Source organism: Kitasatospora sp. NPDC057595 (assembly GCF_042800875.1).
In the GTDB taxonomy this organism is placed as follows: Bacteria; Actinomycetota; Actinomycetes; order Streptomycetales; family Streptomycetaceae; genus Kitasatospora.
This window is the reverse complement of record NZ_JBHVGL010000007.1, coordinates 214,749-231,824: the sequence shown is the minus strand read 5'-3', so window position 1 is coordinate 231,824 and position 17,076 is coordinate 214,749. Positions and strand designations below refer to the sequence as shown.

General features: G+C 71.1%; 18 protein-coding genes. 7 read left to right on the top strand and 11 right to left on the bottom strand.

Features of this window, described 5'->3' with window-relative positions; translation table 11 throughout:
* Positions 1 to 186 precede the first annotated feature (186 nt).
* Complete coding sequence (locus ACFU9E_RS14060; RefSeq protein WP_380687674.1) at positions 187 to 633, top strand: VOC family protein; 447 nt, start codon at positions 187 to 189, stop codon at positions 631 to 633.
* A 39-nt stretch (positions 634 to 672) separates the two neighbouring features.
* Here ACFU9E_RS14060 and ACFU9E_RS14055 read toward each other — a convergent pair whose 3' ends face one another.
* Positions 673 to 2,292: a hypothetical protein gene (locus ACFU9E_RS14055; protein WP_380687672.1), complete on the bottom strand. Its 1,620-nt coding sequence runs from the start codon at positions 2,290 to 2,292 to the stop codon at positions 673 to 675.
* Between the two features lie 334 nt (positions 2,293 to 2,626).
* On the opposite strand from ACFU9E_RS14055, the gene ACFU9E_RS14050 reads away from it, so the two are divergent.
* Positions 2,627 to 3,958 (top strand): MFS transporter, encoded by a 1,332-nt coding sequence (locus ACFU9E_RS14050; protein ID WP_380687670.1) that lies wholly within the window; start codon positions 2,627 to 2,629, stop codon positions 3,956 to 3,958.
* 55 nt (positions 3,959 to 4,013) lie between these two features.
* On the opposite strand, the gene ACFU9E_RS14045 is transcribed toward ACFU9E_RS14050, so the two are convergent.
* A complete protein-coding gene (locus tag ACFU9E_RS14045) occupies positions 4,014 to 4,658 on the bottom strand; it encodes a Uma2 family endonuclease (RefSeq protein WP_380687668.1) in 645 nt (214 codons plus the stop codon).
* A gap of 195 nt (positions 4,659 to 4,853) precedes the next feature.
* On the opposite strand from ACFU9E_RS14045, the gene ACFU9E_RS14040 reads away from it, so the two are divergent.
* The 3 genes from ACFU9E_RS14040 to ACFU9E_RS14030 all read left to right on the top strand — a co-directional run bounded on the left by ACFU9E_RS14040 (position 4,854) and on the right by ACFU9E_RS14030 (position 7,100).
* Entirely contained in the window at positions 4,854 to 6,065 is a 1,212-nt protein-coding gene (locus ACFU9E_RS14040; RefSeq protein ID WP_380687666.1) for a helix-turn-helix domain-containing protein, read from the top strand.
* Positions 6,066 to 6,156: 91 nt separating this feature from the next.
* On the top strand, positions 6,157 to 6,723 hold the full coding sequence (locus tag ACFU9E_RS14035) for an ATP-binding protein (RefSeq protein ID WP_380715016.1): 567 nt from the start codon (positions 6,157 to 6,159) through the stop codon (positions 6,721 to 6,723).
* Positions 6,669 to 7,100 (top strand): NUDIX domain-containing protein, encoded by a 432-nt coding sequence (locus ACFU9E_RS14030; RefSeq protein ID WP_380689511.1) that lies wholly within the window; start codon positions 6,669 to 6,671, stop codon positions 7,098 to 7,100. The genes ACFU9E_RS14035 and ACFU9E_RS14030 overlap by 55 nt, the downstream gene beginning before the upstream one ends.
* Here the strand turns inward: ACFU9E_RS14030 and ACFU9E_RS14025 are convergent.
* On the bottom strand, positions 7,093 to 7,920 hold the full coding sequence (locus ACFU9E_RS14025) for a hypothetical protein (protein ID WP_380689513.1): 828 nt from the start codon (positions 7,918 to 7,920) through the stop codon (positions 7,093 to 7,095). The genes ACFU9E_RS14030 and ACFU9E_RS14025 overlap by 8 nt on opposite strands.
* Positions 7,921 to 8,092: 172 nt before the next feature.
* On the opposite strand from ACFU9E_RS14025, the gene ACFU9E_RS14020 reads away from it, so the two are divergent.
* Positions 8,093 to 8,956, top strand: a complete 864-nt coding sequence (locus ACFU9E_RS14020) for a hypothetical protein (RefSeq protein WP_380689515.1) — start codon at positions 8,093 to 8,095, stop codon at positions 8,954 to 8,956.
* Positions 8,957 to 9,001: 45 nt separating this feature from the next.
* Positions 9,002 to 10,114, top strand: a complete 1,113-nt coding sequence (locus ACFU9E_RS14015; protein WP_380689517.1) for a serine hydrolase domain-containing protein — start codon at positions 9,002 to 9,004, stop codon at positions 10,112 to 10,114.
* A 60-nt stretch (positions 10,115 to 10,174) separates the two neighbouring features.
* On the opposite strand, the gene ACFU9E_RS14010 is transcribed toward ACFU9E_RS14015, so the two are convergent.
* The 8 genes from ACFU9E_RS14010 to ACFU9E_RS13975 all read right to left on the bottom strand — a co-directional run bounded on the left by ACFU9E_RS14010 (position 10,175) and on the right by ACFU9E_RS13975 (position 16,991).
* Positions 10,175 to 10,549: a metal-sulfur cluster assembly factor gene (locus ACFU9E_RS14010; RefSeq protein ID WP_376088450.1), complete on the bottom strand. Its 375-nt coding sequence runs from the start codon at positions 10,547 to 10,549 to the stop codon at positions 10,175 to 10,177.
* A 26-nt stretch (positions 10,550 to 10,575) separates the two neighbouring features.
* Positions 10,576 to 11,028: a Fe-S cluster assembly sulfur transfer protein SufU gene (gene sufU, locus ACFU9E_RS14005; protein WP_355369092.1), complete on the bottom strand. Its 453-nt coding sequence runs from the start codon at positions 11,026 to 11,028 to the stop codon at positions 10,576 to 10,578.
* Positions 11,029 to 11,045: 17 nt separating this feature from the next.
* Complete coding sequence (locus ACFU9E_RS14000; RefSeq protein ID WP_380686146.1) at positions 11,046 to 12,293, bottom strand: cysteine desulfurase; 1,248 nt, start codon at positions 12,291 to 12,293, stop codon at positions 11,046 to 11,048.
* A 23-nt stretch (positions 12,294 to 12,316) separates the two neighbouring features.
* A complete protein-coding gene (gene sufC, locus ACFU9E_RS13995) occupies positions 12,317 to 13,081 on the bottom strand; it encodes a Fe-S cluster assembly ATPase SufC (protein ID WP_355369094.1) in 765 nt (254 codons plus the stop codon).
* Between the two features lie 6 nt (positions 13,082 to 13,087).
* Positions 13,088 to 13,405 (bottom strand): non-heme iron oxygenase ferredoxin subunit, encoded by a 318-nt coding sequence (locus ACFU9E_RS13990; RefSeq protein WP_355369096.1) that lies wholly within the window; start codon positions 13,403 to 13,405, stop codon positions 13,088 to 13,090.
* Between the two features lie 5 nt (positions 13,406 to 13,410).
* Positions 13,411 to 14,658: a Fe-S cluster assembly protein SufD gene (sufD, locus tag ACFU9E_RS13985; protein ID WP_380686143.1), complete on the bottom strand. Its 1,248-nt coding sequence runs from the start codon at positions 14,656 to 14,658 to the stop codon at positions 13,411 to 13,413.
* A gap of 62 nt (positions 14,659 to 14,720) precedes the next feature.
* On the bottom strand, positions 14,721 to 16,136 hold the full coding sequence (gene sufB / locus ACFU9E_RS13980) for a Fe-S cluster assembly protein SufB (protein ID WP_380686140.1): 1,416 nt from the start codon (positions 16,134 to 16,136) through the stop codon (positions 14,721 to 14,723).
* A 9-nt stretch (positions 16,137 to 16,145) separates the two neighbouring features.
* Positions 16,146 to 16,991 (bottom strand): helix-turn-helix transcriptional regulator, encoded by an 846-nt coding sequence (locus ACFU9E_RS13975; protein WP_380686138.1) that lies wholly within the window; start codon positions 16,989 to 16,991, stop codon positions 16,146 to 16,148.
* Between the last annotated feature and the right edge of the window lie 85 nt (positions 16,992 to 17,076).

Here is a 17,076-nt window from a genome sequence, read left to right as displayed (position 1 = left end):
CCGCTTCATCCCGCGCCGCACCCCCTGCCCTCGCCGTCCGCACCGTGCCGTCGGCACCCGGGCAACGATACGTGGCCCGACCTACCGGGTCATCAGGCCCTTTGCCCGCCGGGAGGATCGGCCGCGGCGCTCCGGACGGACCCGTCCGGAGCGCCGCTGTCAGTGCCCCTCCCTAGGCTGGCGGGCATGACAGCGACCTCGCCCTTCCCCGCCCGGCTCAGCATCGTCACCCTCGGTGTGGCCGACCTCGACCGCAGCGCCCGCTTCTACGAGGCGCTCGGCTGGCACCGCTCCGCCGCGTCCAGCCCGAACATCGTCTGGTTCCGCACCGCCGACTCGGTGCTCGGCCTCTTCCCGCACGAGGAGCTGGCCGCCGACGCGGGCGTGCCGTCCGCGGGCGAACCGGCCTTCCGCGGTGTCACCCTCGCCGTGAACCTGGAGTCCCAGGCCCTGGTGGACGCCGCCCTGGAGACGGCGGTGGCGGCCGGCGCCATCGTGGTCAAGGCGCCGGCGGCGACGGACTGGGGCGGTTACTCCGGGTACTTCGAGGACCCGGACGGCCACCTCTGGGAGCTCGCCCACAACCCGTTCTTCGCCTTCACCGAGGACGGCTCGCTGGACCTGCCGAACTGACGATCGACCGCCCGGCCCTCAACCCGATCCGTGGCCCGCTCAGCCCCTGGAACGGGCCTTGAACGCCGCCTTGCGGGCCTCCTTGGCCACCGCCCGGTCCGGATGCAGCTCGCCGACCGCCTCCAGCACGTCCGCCGTGTACGGGTGCTCGACCCGCCACAGCTCGCCGAAGTAGCCGACCGGGTCGTCCGTCACCGGCAGCTCGGAGACCAGGTCGCGCAGCTGGTCCGGATCGCCGCCGGTGTCCAGCAGCTGGGCCGCGAAGGCGTCCACGACCGTCCACAGCGCCATCGCCCGGTCCGGCACGGGCACGTCCGTCATGCCGAGCGAGACCAGCCAGGCCCGGGCGCCGCCGCCCAGCTCCGGGTCGTCCAGCACCTCCCGGACGGCCGGCTCGGCGGGCGCGCCGAGCAGGGTCAGCGCCGAGTGGCAGAGCAGCCGCCGCATCGGGGCGTACGCGTCGATGCCGCGCGCCGCCGCGAGCAGCTCGCGCGCCGCCGCCACCGGCTCGCGGCCGGCCACCCAGACCTTCAGCTCCTCCTCGGGCAGCACATTGGCGGCCTCGCTGACCCCGCGCAGCAGCTCGGCGGCGTCGCCCCGGGCCAGGTCACCGACCAGCGGGGCGTCGTAGCCGTCCTCCAGCAGCCACTGCCGGATCCCGTACTGGCCCAGCGGCGTGAGCCGGACCAGCCCGAACCGGGCGGACTCCGCCTCGTCCAGCTCCGCCGACTCGGCCTGCGCCGAGCGCTCGGCCTCCCCTTCCTCCTCCTCGTCGAAGAGCTCCGGGTCGATCGGCCGGTACTCCAGCAGACCCAGCTCGGCGAGGTCGGCGAGCATCGGGTCCAGGGCGACCATCACATCGGTGATGTCGCCGAGCAGCTCGTCGCTCGGCTCCTCGCCCTCCGGGACCACCAGCAGCGCCGCCAGCACGCCGAGCGGCACCGTCTCGTTGCCCGGCTCGGCGAAGGCGGTGGTCTCGTACAGCACCTGGAGCGCCTCGTCGAGCAGCTCGGCGGCCTCGTCGCGAGCGTCCTCGACGTCGCTCAGACCGTCCTCGTCCTCCTCCGCCCGCTCCCCGTCCTCCGCCTCCAGGTCCTGCGAGTCCGCCTCCACCGCCAGCTCGCGGACGATCCCGGCGGCCGTCAGCCACAGCTCCAGGACGGTCTCCGCGTCCCCCGCCTCGGCCGCCTCCAGGTCCGGACCGGGGATCGCGACGTGCTCGCCGGCCGCCGTGGTGCCGATCTCGACCAGGTCCAGGTCACAGGCCAGCGACCAGGCGCGCATCGCCTCGACCACCGCCTCCTCCGGCGCGTCCCCCTCCTCGGGGGCCAGGCCCAGCAGCCGGGCCGCCGGGGCCCGGTCGGGGCCGGTGAGGTCGCCGAACTCGTCCACCGCACGGTGCGGGGCCGTCCAGCGGGCCAGCTTCAGCACCCACCCGAACATCGGGACGGCCTTCGCCCGCTCGGCCAGCTCCGGCTCGGACGGCAGCGTGACCGGCGGCACCAGCACGGCCGCGTCGTCCAGGTCCTCGTCGTCCAGCCCGTGGGCGGCGAACGCCCCGTACAGGTCCTGCAGCTCCAGGTCGGCGGGCAGCACCGCACCCTCGCCCGGCGCACCCGCCGCCGGGGTGTCCGCGTTCCTACGACGTCGTGCGGCCATCGTTGCGCGTTCTCCCTACGCCGAGCGGTCAGCCGGCCGGGGCCCGCGGAGATCACCTCCGCGTCACCGGTCCACCACCTCAGCGTATAGGCCGGGCACCCCGGACGCCCGGCCTCAAGGGGCGCGCGCCGCAACCGTGCGCCCACCCCTTATCCTTCGAAGTCGGTACCGCGCACAACCCCGCGCGCGCCGACGGGCAACGTAGCCCCCCCTTCTCAGCTCACCTGCCCCACCAGGGAGCCCGCACCGAGGCCACCACCACAGCGCCGCCAGGACGGGCGCGCCGGCACACCCCGCCGACCCGGGTGGTGCCCGGCCACAGGAGACCCCTGCCATGGCGGACCTCTCCCCCGCCGGCTCCGGCCTGCGCACCGCGCAGTTCGACGGACGCCGACTGTCGGAGGCCCTGCTTCCCCTGGAGCTCGCGCCACGCGCCCAGCTCCAGCTCTCCGCGATCAGCCGCTGGAACGCGCTGCGCGGAGTCCGCGTCGGCCTCGTCGCCGCCGCCCTGCTGCTCATGCTGATCGGCGCCAACCTGGCCACGCCGATCTACTCGCTCCTCCAGCAGCGGATGCACCTCACCGCGCTGGACACCACGATCCTCTTCGCGTTCTACGTGTTCGCGCTGGTCCCGGTGCTGGCCGTGGTCGGCCACTGGTCCGACCACCTCGGCCGACGCGCCCTGATCCTGCCCGCCGTCGCGCTGTCCGCCGTCGGCGACGTCGTGTTCGCGACCTCGGGCGGCTTCTGGCAGCTCGCGGCCGGCCGGGCCGTCCAGGGCATCGCGGTGGGCCTGACCACCGGCGCCGCCGGGGCCGCCCTCGGCGACCTGATGCCGGACCACCCGACCCGGGCCGCCAAGATCACCCTGGCCTGTTCCGCCGGCGGCGTCGCGCTCGGCCCGGTGGTCGGCGCCCTGCTGGCCGGCGGCTCCGACCCGCTGCTCAGCCCGTTCCTGCTGCACGCCGTCGCCCTGCTCGCGCTCTGCGTGCCGCTCGCGCTGGTCCACCCGCGGATGCCCGGCCGCAACCGTCCGCCGGCCACCCCGCCCCGCATCACCACTCCGGCCCACCTGCGGCCCCAGCGCCTGCGGCTGCCGCGCACCGGTCGCCGTGAGTTCCTGCTCGCCGCCGCGGCCGGGTTCATCTCCTACGCGGTCTTCGGCGTCTACCTCAGCCTGGCCCCGGCCTTCGCCGCCAAGCTGCTGCACACCGACTCCAAGCTGATCGGCGCCGTCGTCGCGGCCCTGCTGCTCGGCTCCTCGGCCGTCGCCCAGCTGCTCGTGCCGCCGACCGCCGACCGCCTGGTCATCGCCCTCGGCATGGCCGGCCTGGCCACCGGCCTGGCCCTGGTCGTCACCGCCCAGTACACCGGCACCCCGGCGCTGCTCTTCATCGGCAGCGTCCTCGGCGGCGCCTGCCAGGGCATCGCCTTCCGCTCCCTGTTCACCACCACCGTCGCCGCGATGAACCCCGAACGCAGGGGCTCCGAGCTGAGCTCCCTGTGGATCATCATCTACCTCGGCTCCTCCCTCCCCATCGTCGCCGTCGGCGCCCTCGTCCAGACCTACGGCCTCCTCCCCGCCACCAGCGGCTTCACCCTCCTCGCCGCCCTCCTCTGCGCCGCCCTGGCGATAGCCGTCGCCAAGCGCCCCCGGACCGCCTGACCCCCCACACACGCCGCCGCCCCGGAACGGATCTCCGTTCCGGGGCGGCGCCATCTCATCCCCAGGGCCTCCAGGCATCCGTCCTGATCTCCGCATCGAACGGCTCCGGCAACCGAACCGCGTCACCGAACTTCCACTCACCCATCACCTGATACGTGGCCTCAGCCTTGTTCGGATCCCCGAACAAGGTGACACCCGGCTGCCGTGGATCCCGGTCCACCAGCAGGTAGTACGGCACCCCACACCGCGCATAGCCACTCCACTTGGTGGCCTTGCCGGACACCGGACGCCGGCCAGTGTGTGCGCTGGGGTACGCCGTGACCTCGGCCACCAAGCTGATCTCGTCCGGGCGGAGATACCGGTCCTCCGCCCTTGCCAGCAGATCCACCTCAGCAGTCACCACGACGAGGTCGGGACAGTAGCCGTCCCCGATCTCGGCAAGGTCGACACCGACGCGCTGCACCACCTGCCACGGGAAGCCTTCCTTCCTGAACTCGGCACGGAACAGCCATTCCTTCATGTCCGAGAGCATCAAGGCGTGATTCACCGGTGGATACGGCGTCACGACAAACTCCCCACCGATCACCTCGACCTGCAGCCGCTCTGGCAGCCAGAGATACTCGTCGAGTTCACCCCGAGCCCACAGCGCATACGGCGACTCGGGCAAGACCCACTGCCCGGACGCAACAACAGACGACATGCCCCCAGCCTGGCCGCCCATTCGCCGATGAACCGCTGCTGCGCAACCGCATCCTTCGAAGGAGCGGTTTGCGCGACAGCAGGTTGACGTTCGGCCCGCCCGCCACAGGTGGCACAACGTGATCGGACCGTCTCCGCCCGTTCATGGGAGCGGGTACCTTCCCAGTACGGCCGTGCACCCGGAAGGGGACCAGGGATGACGCAGTGGACCGACTACACCACTGGCGAGCGCATCAAGCTTCTCCGCGGACCGGACATGACCCAGGAGCAACTCGCCGAAGCGTCGGGCCTGTCCGTGGCGACGATCCGCAAGGCGGAACGCAACCTCGGTGGCAGCCTCCAGACGTTGCTGCGGATCTCAGCCGCGCTGCACACGGACGTGTCGGTGGTCCTCGGCCAACAGGCCCCCCGTCGGGCGATGCAGGGCGCCGACCGGGCAATGATCCGCGAGCTGTCCCGCATCGTTCACGACACCGCCGCCGGTGTCGGCGTCGATGTACAGCCCCCGCCCCCGGCCGAACTCGCGGCCGGACTCGCCGCCGCATGGAAGACCTACCGATCCGGAGACTACGTGGGCGCGGGAGTCCGGGTCACCCCCGCACTGCGTGAAGCCGCCGCCGCCCTGAAGGCAGCTCCGGTCGACCGGAAGAGCACGGCCGCAGGCGTCCTCGCCGACGCGTACCGCCTTGCCGCCTACGTGGCGAACCAGTTCGGCGCCCGCGATCTCGCGTACGCCGGGATCGGTCACGCCCAACACGAGGCCGACCGCGCAGGGGACACCGTCCGCTCGGCCATGGTCGCCTCCGGCCGGTCGTGGATCTACCTGCGGGACGCCCGGCTCGACCAGGCCGGGGAGACGGCCCGCCTGTCGTACGAGTCCATCGAGCCCAGATACGGAGATCGAGATCTCGGAACGCTCGCCACCTACGGGTGGCACGTGACGTTCGCAGCCGTCGTCGCCGCCCGTCAGGGAGACGTGGACAGCGCCGACGATCTGTTGTCGCAGGGGTATGCGGTAGCGGCCCGGATGGGCCGGGACGTCCGGGTGAACGGCACGGCGTTCGGGCCCACGACGGTCGCCGCCCAGGCTATCGGCATCTCCGTCTCGACCAGCCGGCCGGCACGAGCGCTGGGCCTGTTCGAATCGCTCGCCGGCACGGGTTCACTCACCCCGTCGGCGCGCAACCGGATGATGCTCGACGTGGCACTCGCGCAAGCCGAGACCCGGCAGTCGGACACCGCCTTGGACACCCTGCTTGACGTTTGCTCGGCCGCGCCGGGATGGGCGCGACACCAGGGGCTGCCCGGGGTGATCGCGCAGAAGGCGAGCGCGGGCAGCGCCACCCTGGCGAAGCTGCGCAAGCTCGCATTGATTCTCGGAACATCCGTCATCATCAGCCAGGAGTGATACGAATCGTCTCACTCGACGCCGGTACGACTTCTGGAACTGATATATCCCGTCCGTTCACGAACGGTGACGGCTTCGCGACAGTGGCTGCATGCTGATGCTCCATCACCAACGCCCCGCGCTCACGCGCGCGCCGGGCCCGGCCACCCTCCGACTGCCGTACAGCCCCGCGTCGGCCGGCACTGCCCGGCTCCTGGTCCGCGCCAAACTCACCGAGTGGAAGCTGCCGCAACTGATCGACGACGCCGAGCTGATCATGTCCGAACTGGTGGGCAACGCGGCGAGGACCGGTTGCCAGACCTCCATGATGGTCGGCATCCGGCGCGCAAGCAGCGACACCGTACGGCTGCTGGTCGCGGACGGGTCGGCGATCCTGCCGGTGCTGATCGATGCCGGGCCGGACGCCGAGTCCGGCCGAGGACTCTTCCTGGTCGATCGGCTCACCCGGCAGCGCTGGGGTGTGACCCCCTGGCCGCACGGCAACGTCGTGCACGCCACTCTCTCCATGTCGGCCGCGTGCACCGGCACGCGGCCGACACCCAGCACCCAAAGCCTCCGGTCCGTTGAGCAGAGGGAACCCGCCCCGTCCAGGAAGAAGGAACCATGCAGCACCGAGTCCGCGCCGTCCTCCTCACCCCGAACGACACCATGCTGCTGATCAAACGCATCCGCCCCGGCGTCGCCCCGTACTGGGTGATCGTCGGTGGCAAGGTCGAGCCGACCGACGCCAGCCCCGAGGACGCCCTGCTGCGCGAGGTGCGTGAAGAGATCGCCGGTGAAGTGGAGATCGTCGGCCTGCTCCACACCGTTGAGGGCGACGGCGAGCGCCAGGACTTCTACCTCGCCACCATCGAGAAATGGAGCTTCGAGGACCGCAGCGGTCCCGAGTTCAGTCAGGAAGGGCGGGGTGAGTACCTCCTGGAGGAGATCCCGTTGACCACCGGTGCCCTCGACGCGGTCAATCTCCTGCCGCAGGAGATCGCCACGGTCCTCCGCGCGGCCGTCGCACGCGGGGAGCTCACCACCGTCAGGTAGTCACGAGCTCCTTCACCATCTGCTCCGCCAGTGTGCGGGCTCCGTCAAGGCGAGGGTCCTCGGGATGGGCGTACGGCCCGAGGATCTTCGCTGCGACGAACAGGGTCATCAACTTGCCGTCCCGGGTCGAGAAGTCGGCGGTTCGTTCGGTGCGGACGCGGGCGGCCAGGGCAGGTACGGCGAGGGAAGCGGCCCAGAGGGTGGCGGAGTCCAGGCCGCGCGGGGCCATGCCCCAGTCCTCCCAGTCGAAGAGGCAGAAATCCGGCGCCGTCACGTTCGCCCAGTTCAGGTCCGCGTGCGCCGGGCACCACTCGTCCACCGTCGCATCGACGTGTGGGTACATCTGACGGATCGTGCGCGTCACCAGGGCCTGCGTGATCGTCTCGGTGTCGGGTGTGGCGACTCGGTTCGTCCGCTGTCGGGCCAGCGCATCCAGGGAGGTGTTCAGCTGTGCCCACCAGCCGGGAGGCAGCCCGGGTGCGTCCGCCACCACTGCGGGCCCAACTGGTTCGGACGGGAGGAGCCGGGTCTCATCGGCCCGCCACATCACCGGCTCGGCGTCGTCGAGCCAGGCGACGGCGGCCAGCCAGGCGGGCTTCGCGATGCCACTCAGCGCCTCGGCCGACGGGGTGCCGTCCCCGCCCTGGGCTCCGATCCGGTCCAGGCCTCGCCGCTCGATCCGTACCCACGTTCCGCGCTCCGTGCGGGCGCCCACGGAGCGGCGCTTGCGAACCACCGAGGCCCGGTCGAGCCGGGTGCCCAAGGCGGTCTCGACCCGTTTCAGCACCTCGTCCACGGGCACCCGGCGCAGATCCGTCATGGGGCAACGGTAGCGGGAGTTGCCGAGTTGGGGAGCCTTGGACCCTATCAGGTAGTCACGAATGGCTCACGCTGCGTCAAATGTCGTGGTACGTTCCGTACTCAAAGAGAAAATTGCGACCCCGGCGGTGCTACCAACACCCCGGGGTCCGGCAACAGGAGCGAGACTCCCGATGCACATCCATCGTAGCGCCCACGTGCGCAACTTCACCGTGCTACCCAACTCCGTGTTGCAGTACCGGCGGTTGAGCTACACCGCCCGCGGTCTGCTCGCGGATCTGCTCTCCCGGCCCGACGGCTGGCGGGAGGACGGGCGGCACATGGCCGACACCAGCCCCCAGGGGCGTGGGGCCGTCCGCAAGGCCTTGAAGGAACTCACCGACGCCGGGTACTACCGCGTCGAGAAGATCCGCCTCCCCGACGGCACCCTCCGCAGCGAGGCGCACGTCTACGACACCCCCCAGCACGCGCGGCCGGGTGTCACCCGTCCGGCGTCCGGTGGGCCGCCAACCGGCGTCGCTGGCAGTCCTGTTGTAAAGGACCGGGGCCAAGAACCCACCCTCCCCCAGGAGTCGGCCGACGAAGACGAACGGGAGGCGGTGGACACCCTGTTCCGCGCGATCCGGCCCGAGCCCCGGCTGCGTCTGGGCGAGGCCGAGGCGCGGGAACTGGCGCCGCTGGTGGGGCGGTGGTTGGCGCGCGGCTGCACCGCGACCGACCTCGCGCACGCCCTGTTGCCTGGCCTGCCGGCTCCGATGCATTCGGCGGCTGCCGTGCTCCGCTACCGGTTGGAGCACAAGATGCCGCCCTCTCGGCCGGCGGAAGGAACACAGAAAGCCGGCTACTCCGAGTGCGCCAAGTGCCACGACCCGGTGCCCGCACCGGGGATCTGCCGGGCCTGCTCGGGCCTCGGTGCACGGCCCGAGGCGGCCGGGGGTGGTGCTTCCGTGACGGAAAGAGGTGTCGCACGCGCACGGGCCGCCCTGCTGGGAGCGAGAGCACCGCATGTCGAGATCTCCCCCTTCGTGGCGACCTGAGGGTGAGCGGCGCACAGGAGCGCCGCAGCCGAGGAGGAGAGCGGGATGCAGGAGCTTGTGCAGCGGGCCGTTGACGAGATGGTGGAGTCGGGGGCCGAGCTGGGGATCCAGGTCGCGGTGTACCGGCACGGGGAGCTGGTGGTGGACGCCGTGGCGGGGGTCGCCGATCCGGAGAGCCGGCGGCTGGTCGCCCCGGACACACCGTTCTACAGCGCCTCCACCGGGAAGGGGGCGACCGCGACGGTGGTGCACGTGCTCGCGGAGCGCGGGGTGATCGAGTACGACCGGCCTATCGTGGAACTCTGGCCCGAGTTCGGGGCGCACGGCAAGCACAAGGCGACCGTCCGCCACGCGCTGACGCACTCGCTCGGCGTCCCGGCGGTACCGGCCGGCCTCACGGTGCGGGACCTGGCCGACTGGGACGGGATGTGTGCGCTGATCGCCGGCTCCGAGCCCTGGTGGGAGCCCGGGACCAGGACCGGCTACCACGCGATGACCTGGGGCTTCGTGATGGGCGAGATCGTGCGCCGGGCCACCGGCCGGCCGGTCTCGCAGGTGCTCCGGGAGGAGGTGGCGCAGCCGCTGGGCATCGCCGACGAGCTGTTCCTCGGTGTCCCGCAGTCCGAGCTCGGGCGGCTCGCCCGCCTTGAGGACGCGCCCGGTTCCGCCGAGATGATGGCGGCGATGCCCGCCGACCTGCCGCTGTTCAGGGCCACGCCGCCCGCCGTGACCCCCAGCGCCGCGTACGGCAACGACCCCGTGGTGCTCACCTCCGACATCCCCTCGGGCGGCACGATGTCCGCCCGCGCGGTGGCCAGGATGTACGCCGCGCTGCTCGGCGAGGTGGACGGCGTCCGGCTGGTCTCCGACGAGCGGCTGCGCGAGATCACGGCCCTGGCCACGGCCGAGGTCGACCAGCTGATCGGCTTCCCGGTGCCGCGCGCGCTGGGCTGGAACCTCGGCCGGCCCGGGGCGGACCCGCGGCAGACCCTGAGCACCTTCGGCATGCCCGGCATGGGCGGCAGCGCGGCGTACGCCGACACCGCGACCGGGACCGCCTTCGCGCTGACCAAGAACCGGTTCTTCCCCGGCCCCTCCACCGCCGTCGACCGGATCGGCGAGCTGGTCGCGAAGGCCGTGCACGTCACGGAAAGCTGAAAACGCGTGGCCCCTTCCCCCAGGAGGAGGAAGGGGCCACGCAAAAGCGGCGGACAGGCCTCAGACGTTGAAGCCGAGGGCGCGAAGCTGCTCGCGGCCGTCGTCGGTGATCTTGTCGGGGCCCCACGGCGGCATCCAGACCCAGTTGATGCGCAGGTCCTGGACGAGGCCGTCGGTCGCGGTCTTGGCCTGGTCCTCGATGACGTCGGTCAGCGGGCAGGCCGCCGAGGTGAGGGTCATGTCGATGGTGGCCACATCGGACTCGTCGATGTGGACGCCGTAGATCAGGCCGAGGTTGACGACGTCGATGCCCAGTTCGGGGTCGACGACGTCCATCAGGGCCTCGGTCAGGTCCTCGACGGAGACGGTGCCGGCGCTGGTGCCGACCGGGCCGGACGCGGTCTCCTCCGCGGGGGAGGTGGTTTCGTCGCTCATGGTGGTGGGTGTCCTCCTCTGCGGTGTCAGTCGGTGACGGTGGGGTGCTCGGCGAGGGCCTTGGCGGTGGCGTCCTTCCAGGCCATCCAGCTGAGCAGGGCGCACTTGACCCGGGCCGGGTACTTGGAGACGCCGGCGAACGCGACGGCGTCCTCCAGCACCTCCTCGTCGCCCTCGCCCTGGCCCTTGCTCTGCATCAGCTCCAGGAAGGCCTCCTGGACCGCCTGCGCCTCGCCCACGGACTTGCCGACCACCAGGTCGTTCAGCACCGAGGCGCTGGCCTGGCTGATCGAACAGCCCTGGGACTCGTAGGAGACGTCGGCGACGGTGCCGCCGTCGAGCTTCACCCGCAGGGTGATCTCGTCGCCGCAGGTCGGGTTGACGTGGTGCACCTCGGCGTCACCGTCGCGCAGCCCCTTGCCGTGCGGGTTGCGGTAGTGGTCCAGGATGATGTCCTGGTACATCGAGTCGAGCTTCATGGTCGCGTGCCCCGTCCTCAGCCGAAGAAGTTCCGGACGTGGTGCAGGCCGTCGATCAGCGCGTCGACCTCGCCCGGCGTCGAGTACAGGTAGAACGACGCCCGCGTGGTCGCCGGAATTCCGTACCGCAGGCAGACCGGCCGCGCGCAGTGGTGGCCGACGCGCACCGCGATGCCCTGCTCGTCGAGCACCTGGCCCACGTCGTGCGGGTGGATGTCGCCCAGCGTGAAGGAGATCGCCGCGCCGCGGTCGACGGCCGTGCGCGGACCGATGATCCGCAGGTCCGGGACCTCCAGCAGCCGCTCGACCGCGTACGCGGTGATGGCGTGCTCGTGGGCGGCGATCCGCTCCATGCCGATGCCGGACAGGTAGTCGATGGCCGCGCCCAGCCCGACCGCCTGGGCGATCGGCGGGGTGCCGGCCTCGAACTTGTGCGGCGCCGGGGCGTAGGTGGACGAGCCCATGGTGACGGTCTCGATCATCTCGCCGCCGCCGAGGAACGGCGGGAGGTCCTCCAGCAGCTCCTGGCGGCCCCAGAGCACGCCGATGCCGGTCGGGGCCAGCATCTTGTGGCCGGTGAAGGCGACGAAGTCGGCCTCCAGCGCCTGCACGTCCAGCACCATGTGCGGGGCGGCCTGCGAGGCGTCGATCACGACCAGCGCGCCGACGTCCTGCGCCTTGCGCACGATGGCCTCGACCGGGTTGACGGTGCCGAGCAGGTTGGAGACCAGGGTGAAGGAGACCACCTTGGTCTTCTCGGTGATCAGCTCGTCGATGTTGGAGAGGTCGAGCCGGCCCTCGTCGGTCAGCCCGAACCACTTCAGCTTCGCGCCGGTGCGCTGCGAGAGCAGCTGCCACGGGACGATGTTGGAGTGGTGCTCCATCTCCGTGATGACGATCTCGGACTCGGCGTCCACCCGGTAGGGCTCGTCGGCCCAGCCGAGCATGTTGGCGACCAGGTTGAGCGACTCGGAGGCGTTCTTGGTGAAGATCACCTCGTCGCGGCTCGGCGCGTTGATGAACGCAGCGACCTTGTCACGGGCGCCCTCGTAGAGCGCCGTGGCCTCCTCGGCGAGCACGTGCACGCCGCGGTGGACGTTGGCGTTGTGCCGCTCGTAGTAGGCGTTCAGCGCGTCGAGCACCTGGCGGGGCTTCTGCGAGGTGGCCGCGTTGTCCAGGTAGACGAGCTGCTTGTCGTCGTGCAGCAGCCGCTGCAGGACCGGGAAGTCCTTGCGGATCGCGTCGGTGTCGAGCAGGCCCGACAGGACCGCCGACTCGTGCGTACGGGTCACTCGGACGCGCCACCCTTCACGTAGGCCTCGTAGCCCTCCTCCTCCAGCTTGTCGGCCAGCTCGGCACCGCCGGACTCGACGATGCGGCCGCCCGCGAAGACGTGGACGTAGTCGGGCTTGATGTACCGCAGGATGCGGGTGTAGTGGGTGACCAGCAGGGTCCCCACCTCACCGGTCTCACGGACCCGGTTGATGCCCTCGGAGACGATGCGCAGCGCGTCGACGTCCAGGCCGGAGTCGGTCTCGTCGAGGATCGCGATCCGCGGCTTCAGCAGCTCCAACTGGAGGATCTCGTGGCGCTTCTTCTCGCCGCCGGAGAAGCCCTCGTTGACGTTGCGCTCGGCGAAGGCCGGGTCCATCTGGAGGGCGGCCATCGCCTCCTTGACCTCCTTCACCCACAGCCGCAGCTTGGGGGCCTCGCCGCGGACGGCGGTGGCGGCGGTGCGCAGGAAGTTGGAGACCGAGACACCGGGGACCTCGACCGGGTACTGCATGGCCAGGAAGACGCCGGCCCGGGCGCGCTCGTCGACGGACATCTCCAGGACGTCCTCGCCGTCCAGCAGGACGGTGCCGCCGGTGACGGTGTACTTGGGGTGGCCGGCCAGCGAGTAGGCCAGGGTGGACTTGCCGGAGCCGTTCGGACCCATGATGGCGTGGGTCTCGCCCTGCTTCACGGTCAGGTCGACGCCCTTCAGGATCTCCCGGGGGCCGTTCTCGGCCTCGACGGAGACGTGCAGGTCGCGGATTTCAAGGGTAGCCATGTGTACTCAGGACTCCTGGTTGACGGAGACGAGCACATCGTCCCCTTCGATCTTTACGGGGTAGACAGCGACCGGCTTGGTGGCGGGCAGGCCGGAGGGCTTGCCGGAGCGCAGGTCGAAGCTGGAGCCGTGCAGCCAGCACTCGATCATGCAGTCCTCGACCTCGCCCTCGGACAGCGAGACGTTCGCGTGCGAGCAGATGTCGTTGATCGCGAACACCCCCTCGTCGGTGCGGACGACGGCGACCGGGACACCGTTGAGGTCGACGCGCTTGGGCACGTCCTCAGCCAGTTCGCTCAGCGCGCAGGCGCGAAGGAAGCTCATGGGTGTCAGACCGCCGCTTCCAGCTCGGCCTCGATCTTCTCCATGAGGTGGTCCTGGATCTCGGCGACGCCGATCTGCTGGACCAGCTCGGCGAAGAAGCCGCGCACCACCAGGCGGCGGGCCTCGTCGGCCGGGATGCCGCGGGCCTGCAGGTAGAAGAGCTGCTCGTCGTCGAAGCGGCCGGTGGCGGAGGCGTGGCCGGCGCCGACGATCTCGCCGGTCTCGATCTCCAGGTTCGGCACGGAGTCGACCCGGGCACCGTCGGTGAGCACCAGGTTGCGGTTGTGCTCGTAGGTGTCGGTGCCCTCGGCGGCGGCGCGGATCAGCACGTCGCCGATCCACACGGCGTGCGCGTCCTGGCCCTGCAGCGCGCCCTTGTAGACGACGTTGGAGCGGCAGTGCGGGGTGTCGTGGTCGATGACCAGCCGGTGCTCCAGGTGCTGGCCGGCGTCGGCGAAGTAGAGGCCGAACAGCTCGGCCTCGCCACCGGGCGCGGCGTAGGCGACCCGCGGGTGCAGGCGGACCACGTCGCCGCCGAAGGTGACGACGACGGACTTCAGCGAGGCGTCGCGGCCGATCAGCGCGGTCTGCTGGGCGACGTGCACGGCGTCGCGGTCCCAGTCCTGGACGGAGACGAAGGTCAGCTTGGCGCCGTCGCCGACGAGCAGCTCGACGTTGGCGGCCCGGGTGCCGGTGCCGGTGTGGCCCAGGACCACGACGGCCTCGGCGAACGGCTTGACGTCGATGACCACGTGGGCGAAGCGGGTGCCGCCCTCGCCGTGCACGTCGATCCGCACCGGCTCGGTGAGCACCGTCTCCTTGGGGACGGTGACCACGAGCGCCTGCTCGAAGGCGCTGAACGCCTGCGCGGCGACCCGGTCGACCGGCTTGCCGGCCTTGCCGAGGCGGGCGTCGTCGCGGCCGACGGCCTCGGCGGTGACGCCCTCGGGCAGGCTCAGCTCGACCTTGTCCTCGCCCTTCTCGGCCTCGGCGGCGGTGCCGTCGTGCAGGCCGGCGAGGCGGTGCAGCGGGGTGAACCGCCAGTCCTCCTCGCGGCCGGTGGGCACCGGGAAGTCCGCGACGTCGTAGGACGGCTCGACCGCGACGCGGGCGTCGATCGGCTGCCGGACGCTGTCCCGGCCGGTGCCGGGGCCGGCCAGCTGGGCGCCGGCGCCGGCGGTGCCGACCTCGATCGAACCGGCGGTGGTGGAGCCGGCGTTGTTCGCAGCGACATTCAAAGGCGTGTCAGCCATGGCTGTTCGTTGTGCTCTCTTCCTCAAAATACGTGTCGATGGACGGCGGGGCGGCCGGCGGGTCAGCCGACGGAGCCCTCCATCTGCAGCTCGATCAGCCGGTTCAGCTCCAGCGCGTACTCCATCGGCAGCTCGCGCGCGATCGGCTCGACGAAGCCGCGGACGATCATCGCCATGGCCTCGAACTCGGTCATGCCGCGGCTCATCAGGTAGAAGAGCTGGTCCTCGCTGACCTTGGAGACGGTCGCCTCGTGGCCCATGGACACGTCGTCCTCGCGGACGTCCACGTAGGGGTAGGTGTCCGAGCGCGAGATGGTGTCGACCAGCAGCGCGTCGCAGAGCACGTTGGACTTGGCGCCCTTGGAGCCCTCGCCGATCTCGATCAGACCGCGGTACGAGGTGCGGCCGCCGCCCCGGGCCACCGACTTGGAGACGATGTTGGAGGAGGTGTTCGGCGCCATGTGGACCATCTTGGCGCCGGCGTCCTGGTGCTGGCCCTCGCCGGCGAAGGCGATGGACAGGGTCTCGCCCTTGGCGTGCTCGCCCATCAGGTAGACGGCCGGGTACTTCATGGTGACCTTGGAACCGATGTTGCCGTCGATCCACTCCATGGTCGCGCCCTCGTACGCCACGGCGCGCTTGGTGACCAGGTTGTAGACGTTGTTCGACCAGTTCTGGATCGTCGTGTAGCGGCAGCGGCCGCCCTTCTTGACGATGATCTCCACGACCGCCGAGTGCAGCGAGTCGGAGGAGTAGATCGGCGCGGTGCAGCCCTCGACGTAGTGGACGTAGGCGTCCTCGTCGACGATGATCAGCGTCCGCTCGAACTGGCCCATGTTCTCGGTGTTGATCCGGAAGTAGGCCTGCAGCGGGATGTCGACCTGCACGCCCTTCGGCACGTAGATGAAGGAGCCGCCGGACCACACCGCCGTGTTCAGCGCGGCGAACTTGTTGTCGCCGGCCGGGATGACGGTGCCGAAGTACTCCTTGAACAGCTCCGGGTGCTCGCGCAGCGCGGTGTCGGTGTCCAGGAAGATGACGCCCTGCTCCTCCAGGTCCTCGCGGATCTGGTGGTAGACGACCTCGGACTCGTACTGGGCGGCGACACCGGCGACCAGGCGCTGCTTCTCCGCCTCCGGGATGCCCAGCTTGTCGTACGTCGCCTTGATGTCCGCCGGCAGGTCCTCCCAGGACTCGGCCTGCTTCTCGGTGGAGCGGACGAAGTACTTGATGTTGTCGAAGTCGATGCCGGACAGGTCGGAGCCCCAGGTCGGCATGGGCTTCTTCCCGAACAGCTTGAGGCCCTTGAGACGCAGGTTCAGCATCCACTCGGACTCGTTCTTCTTGGCCGAGATGTCGCGGACGACGTCCTCGTTCAGTCCGCGCTTGGCGGCGGCGCCGGCCACGTCCGGGTCGGCCCAGCCGTACTCGTAAGTGCCGAGGCCTTCGAGCTCGGGGTGCGAAACGGTGTCAGTCATGCGGGCTTCCTAACGCGCGGACGCTGAATCATCGGTGGACGTACCGGCAGTCGGCGCGGCACCGGTGTCCCGGCCCGCGGCGGTGCGCAGGGCGGGCGACGATGCGGCACCGGGTGCCGGCACATAGGTGGTGCAGACCCCGTCGCCGTGGGCGATGGTGGCCAGCCGTTGCACATGGGTGCCCAGCAGCTGGGAGAAGACCTCGGTCTCCGCCTCGCAGAGCTGCGGGAACTGCTCGGCGATGTGCGCGACCGGGCAGTGGTGCTGGCAGAGCTGGGCGCCCGCCGGGGCCTTCGCCGCGGCCGACGGGACCCTCCGCACCGTGGCAGCGTACCCGTCGGCACTCAGCGCCTGGGCCAGTGCCTCGGTGCGTTCCGCCGCCCCGGTGGAACGCAGGGCCTCCAGGTACTTCTCCGCCTGCCGGCCGAACCGGGCCCGGGCGAAGGCGGCCACCGCCTCCTCCCCGGCCTTGCCGCCGCCGACCGAGTCGGAGATCCAGCGCAGGGCGTCGGCGGCGAGCTGGTCGTACTCCTGGTAGAAGGCGTCCCGGCCGGCGTCGGTGAGGGCGAAGACCTTGGCCGGGCGGCCCCGGCCGCGGCTGCCGTAGACCCGCTGGTCGCGGGACTCGACCAGGCCGGCGGCGGCCAGTCCGTCCAGGTGACGGCGGACGGCGGCGGCGGTGAGGCCGAGCCGGTTCGCCAGGTCGGCGGCGGAGGAGGGACCGTGGTCCAGGATCGAACGGGCGACCCGGTCCCGGGTGGCGCGGTGGCCGTCCAGCAGCACCTCGGCCGCCGTCGCGGGCACGGCGCAGCCGGGGGCCGACTCGGCCTCCTGCTGCGTGGGGTGCTCGCGCATGTTTTTCACAACACCAGTGTTGCGTAATTACTTCCGGCAGGACAAGCCGTGATCCAGGCCTCACCCGTGGCATCTGTCACGCAGG

What these genes read in the sequence shown, in the direction of transcription:
- ACFU9E_RS14060 (WP_380687674.1), top strand. Translation starts at nt 187, where the DNA reads ATGACAGCGACCTCGCCCTTCCCCGCCCGGCTCAGCATCGTCACCCTC.
- ACFU9E_RS14055 (WP_380687672.1), bottom strand. Translation starts at nt 2,292, where the DNA reads ATGGCCGCACGACGTCGTAGGAACGCGGACACCCCGGCGGCGGGTGCG.
- ACFU9E_RS14050 (WP_380687670.1), top strand. Translation starts at nt 2,627, where the DNA reads ATGGCGGACCTCTCCCCCGCCGGCTCCGGCCTGCGCACCGCGCAGTTC.
- ACFU9E_RS14045 (WP_380687668.1), bottom strand. Translation starts at nt 4,658, where the DNA reads ATGTCGTCTGTTGTTGCGTCCGGGCAGTGGGTCTTGCCCGAGTCGCCG.
- ACFU9E_RS14040 (WP_380687666.1), top strand. Translation starts at nt 4,854, where the DNA reads ATGACGCAGTGGACCGACTACACCACTGGCGAGCGCATCAAGCTTCTC.
- ACFU9E_RS14035 (WP_380715016.1), top strand. Translation starts at nt 6,157, where the DNA reads ATGCTGATGCTCCATCACCAACGCCCCGCGCTCACGCGCGCGCCGGGC.
- ACFU9E_RS14030 (WP_380689511.1), top strand. Translation starts at nt 6,669, where the DNA reads ATGCAGCACCGAGTCCGCGCCGTCCTCCTCACCCCGAACGACACCATG.
- ACFU9E_RS14025 (WP_380689513.1), bottom strand. Translation starts at nt 7,920, where the DNA reads ATGACGGATCTGCGCCGGGTGCCCGTGGACGAGGTGCTGAAACGGGTC.
- ACFU9E_RS14020 (WP_380689515.1), top strand. Translation starts at nt 8,093, where the DNA reads ATGCACATCCATCGTAGCGCCCACGTGCGCAACTTCACCGTGCTACCC.
- ACFU9E_RS14015 (WP_380689517.1), top strand. Translation starts at nt 9,002, where the DNA reads ATGCAGGAGCTTGTGCAGCGGGCCGTTGACGAGATGGTGGAGTCGGGG.
- ACFU9E_RS14010 (WP_376088450.1), bottom strand. Translation starts at nt 10,549, where the DNA reads ATGAGCGACGAAACCACCTCCCCCGCGGAGGAGACCGCGTCCGGCCCG.
- sufU (WP_355369092.1), bottom strand. Translation starts at nt 11,028, where the DNA reads ATGAAGCTCGACTCGATGTACCAGGACATCATCCTGGACCACTACCGC.
- sufC (WP_355369094.1), bottom strand. Translation starts at nt 13,081, where the DNA reads ATGGCTACCCTTGAAATCCGCGACCTGCACGTCTCCGTCGAGGCCGAG.
- ACFU9E_RS13990 (WP_355369096.1), bottom strand. Translation starts at nt 13,405, where the DNA reads ATGAGCTTCCTTCGCGCCTGCGCGCTGAGCGAACTGGCTGAGGACGTG.
- sufD (WP_380686143.1), bottom strand. Translation starts at nt 14,658, where the DNA reads ATGGCTGACACGCCTTTGAATGTCGCTGCGAACAACGCCGGCTCCACC.
- sufB (WP_380686140.1), bottom strand. Translation starts at nt 16,136, where the DNA reads ATGACTGACACCGTTTCGCACCCCGAGCTCGAAGGCCTCGGCACTTAC.
- ACFU9E_RS13975 (WP_380686138.1), bottom strand. Translation starts at nt 16,991, where the DNA reads ATGCGCGAGCACCCCACGCAGCAGGAGGCCGAGTCGGCCCCCGGCTGC.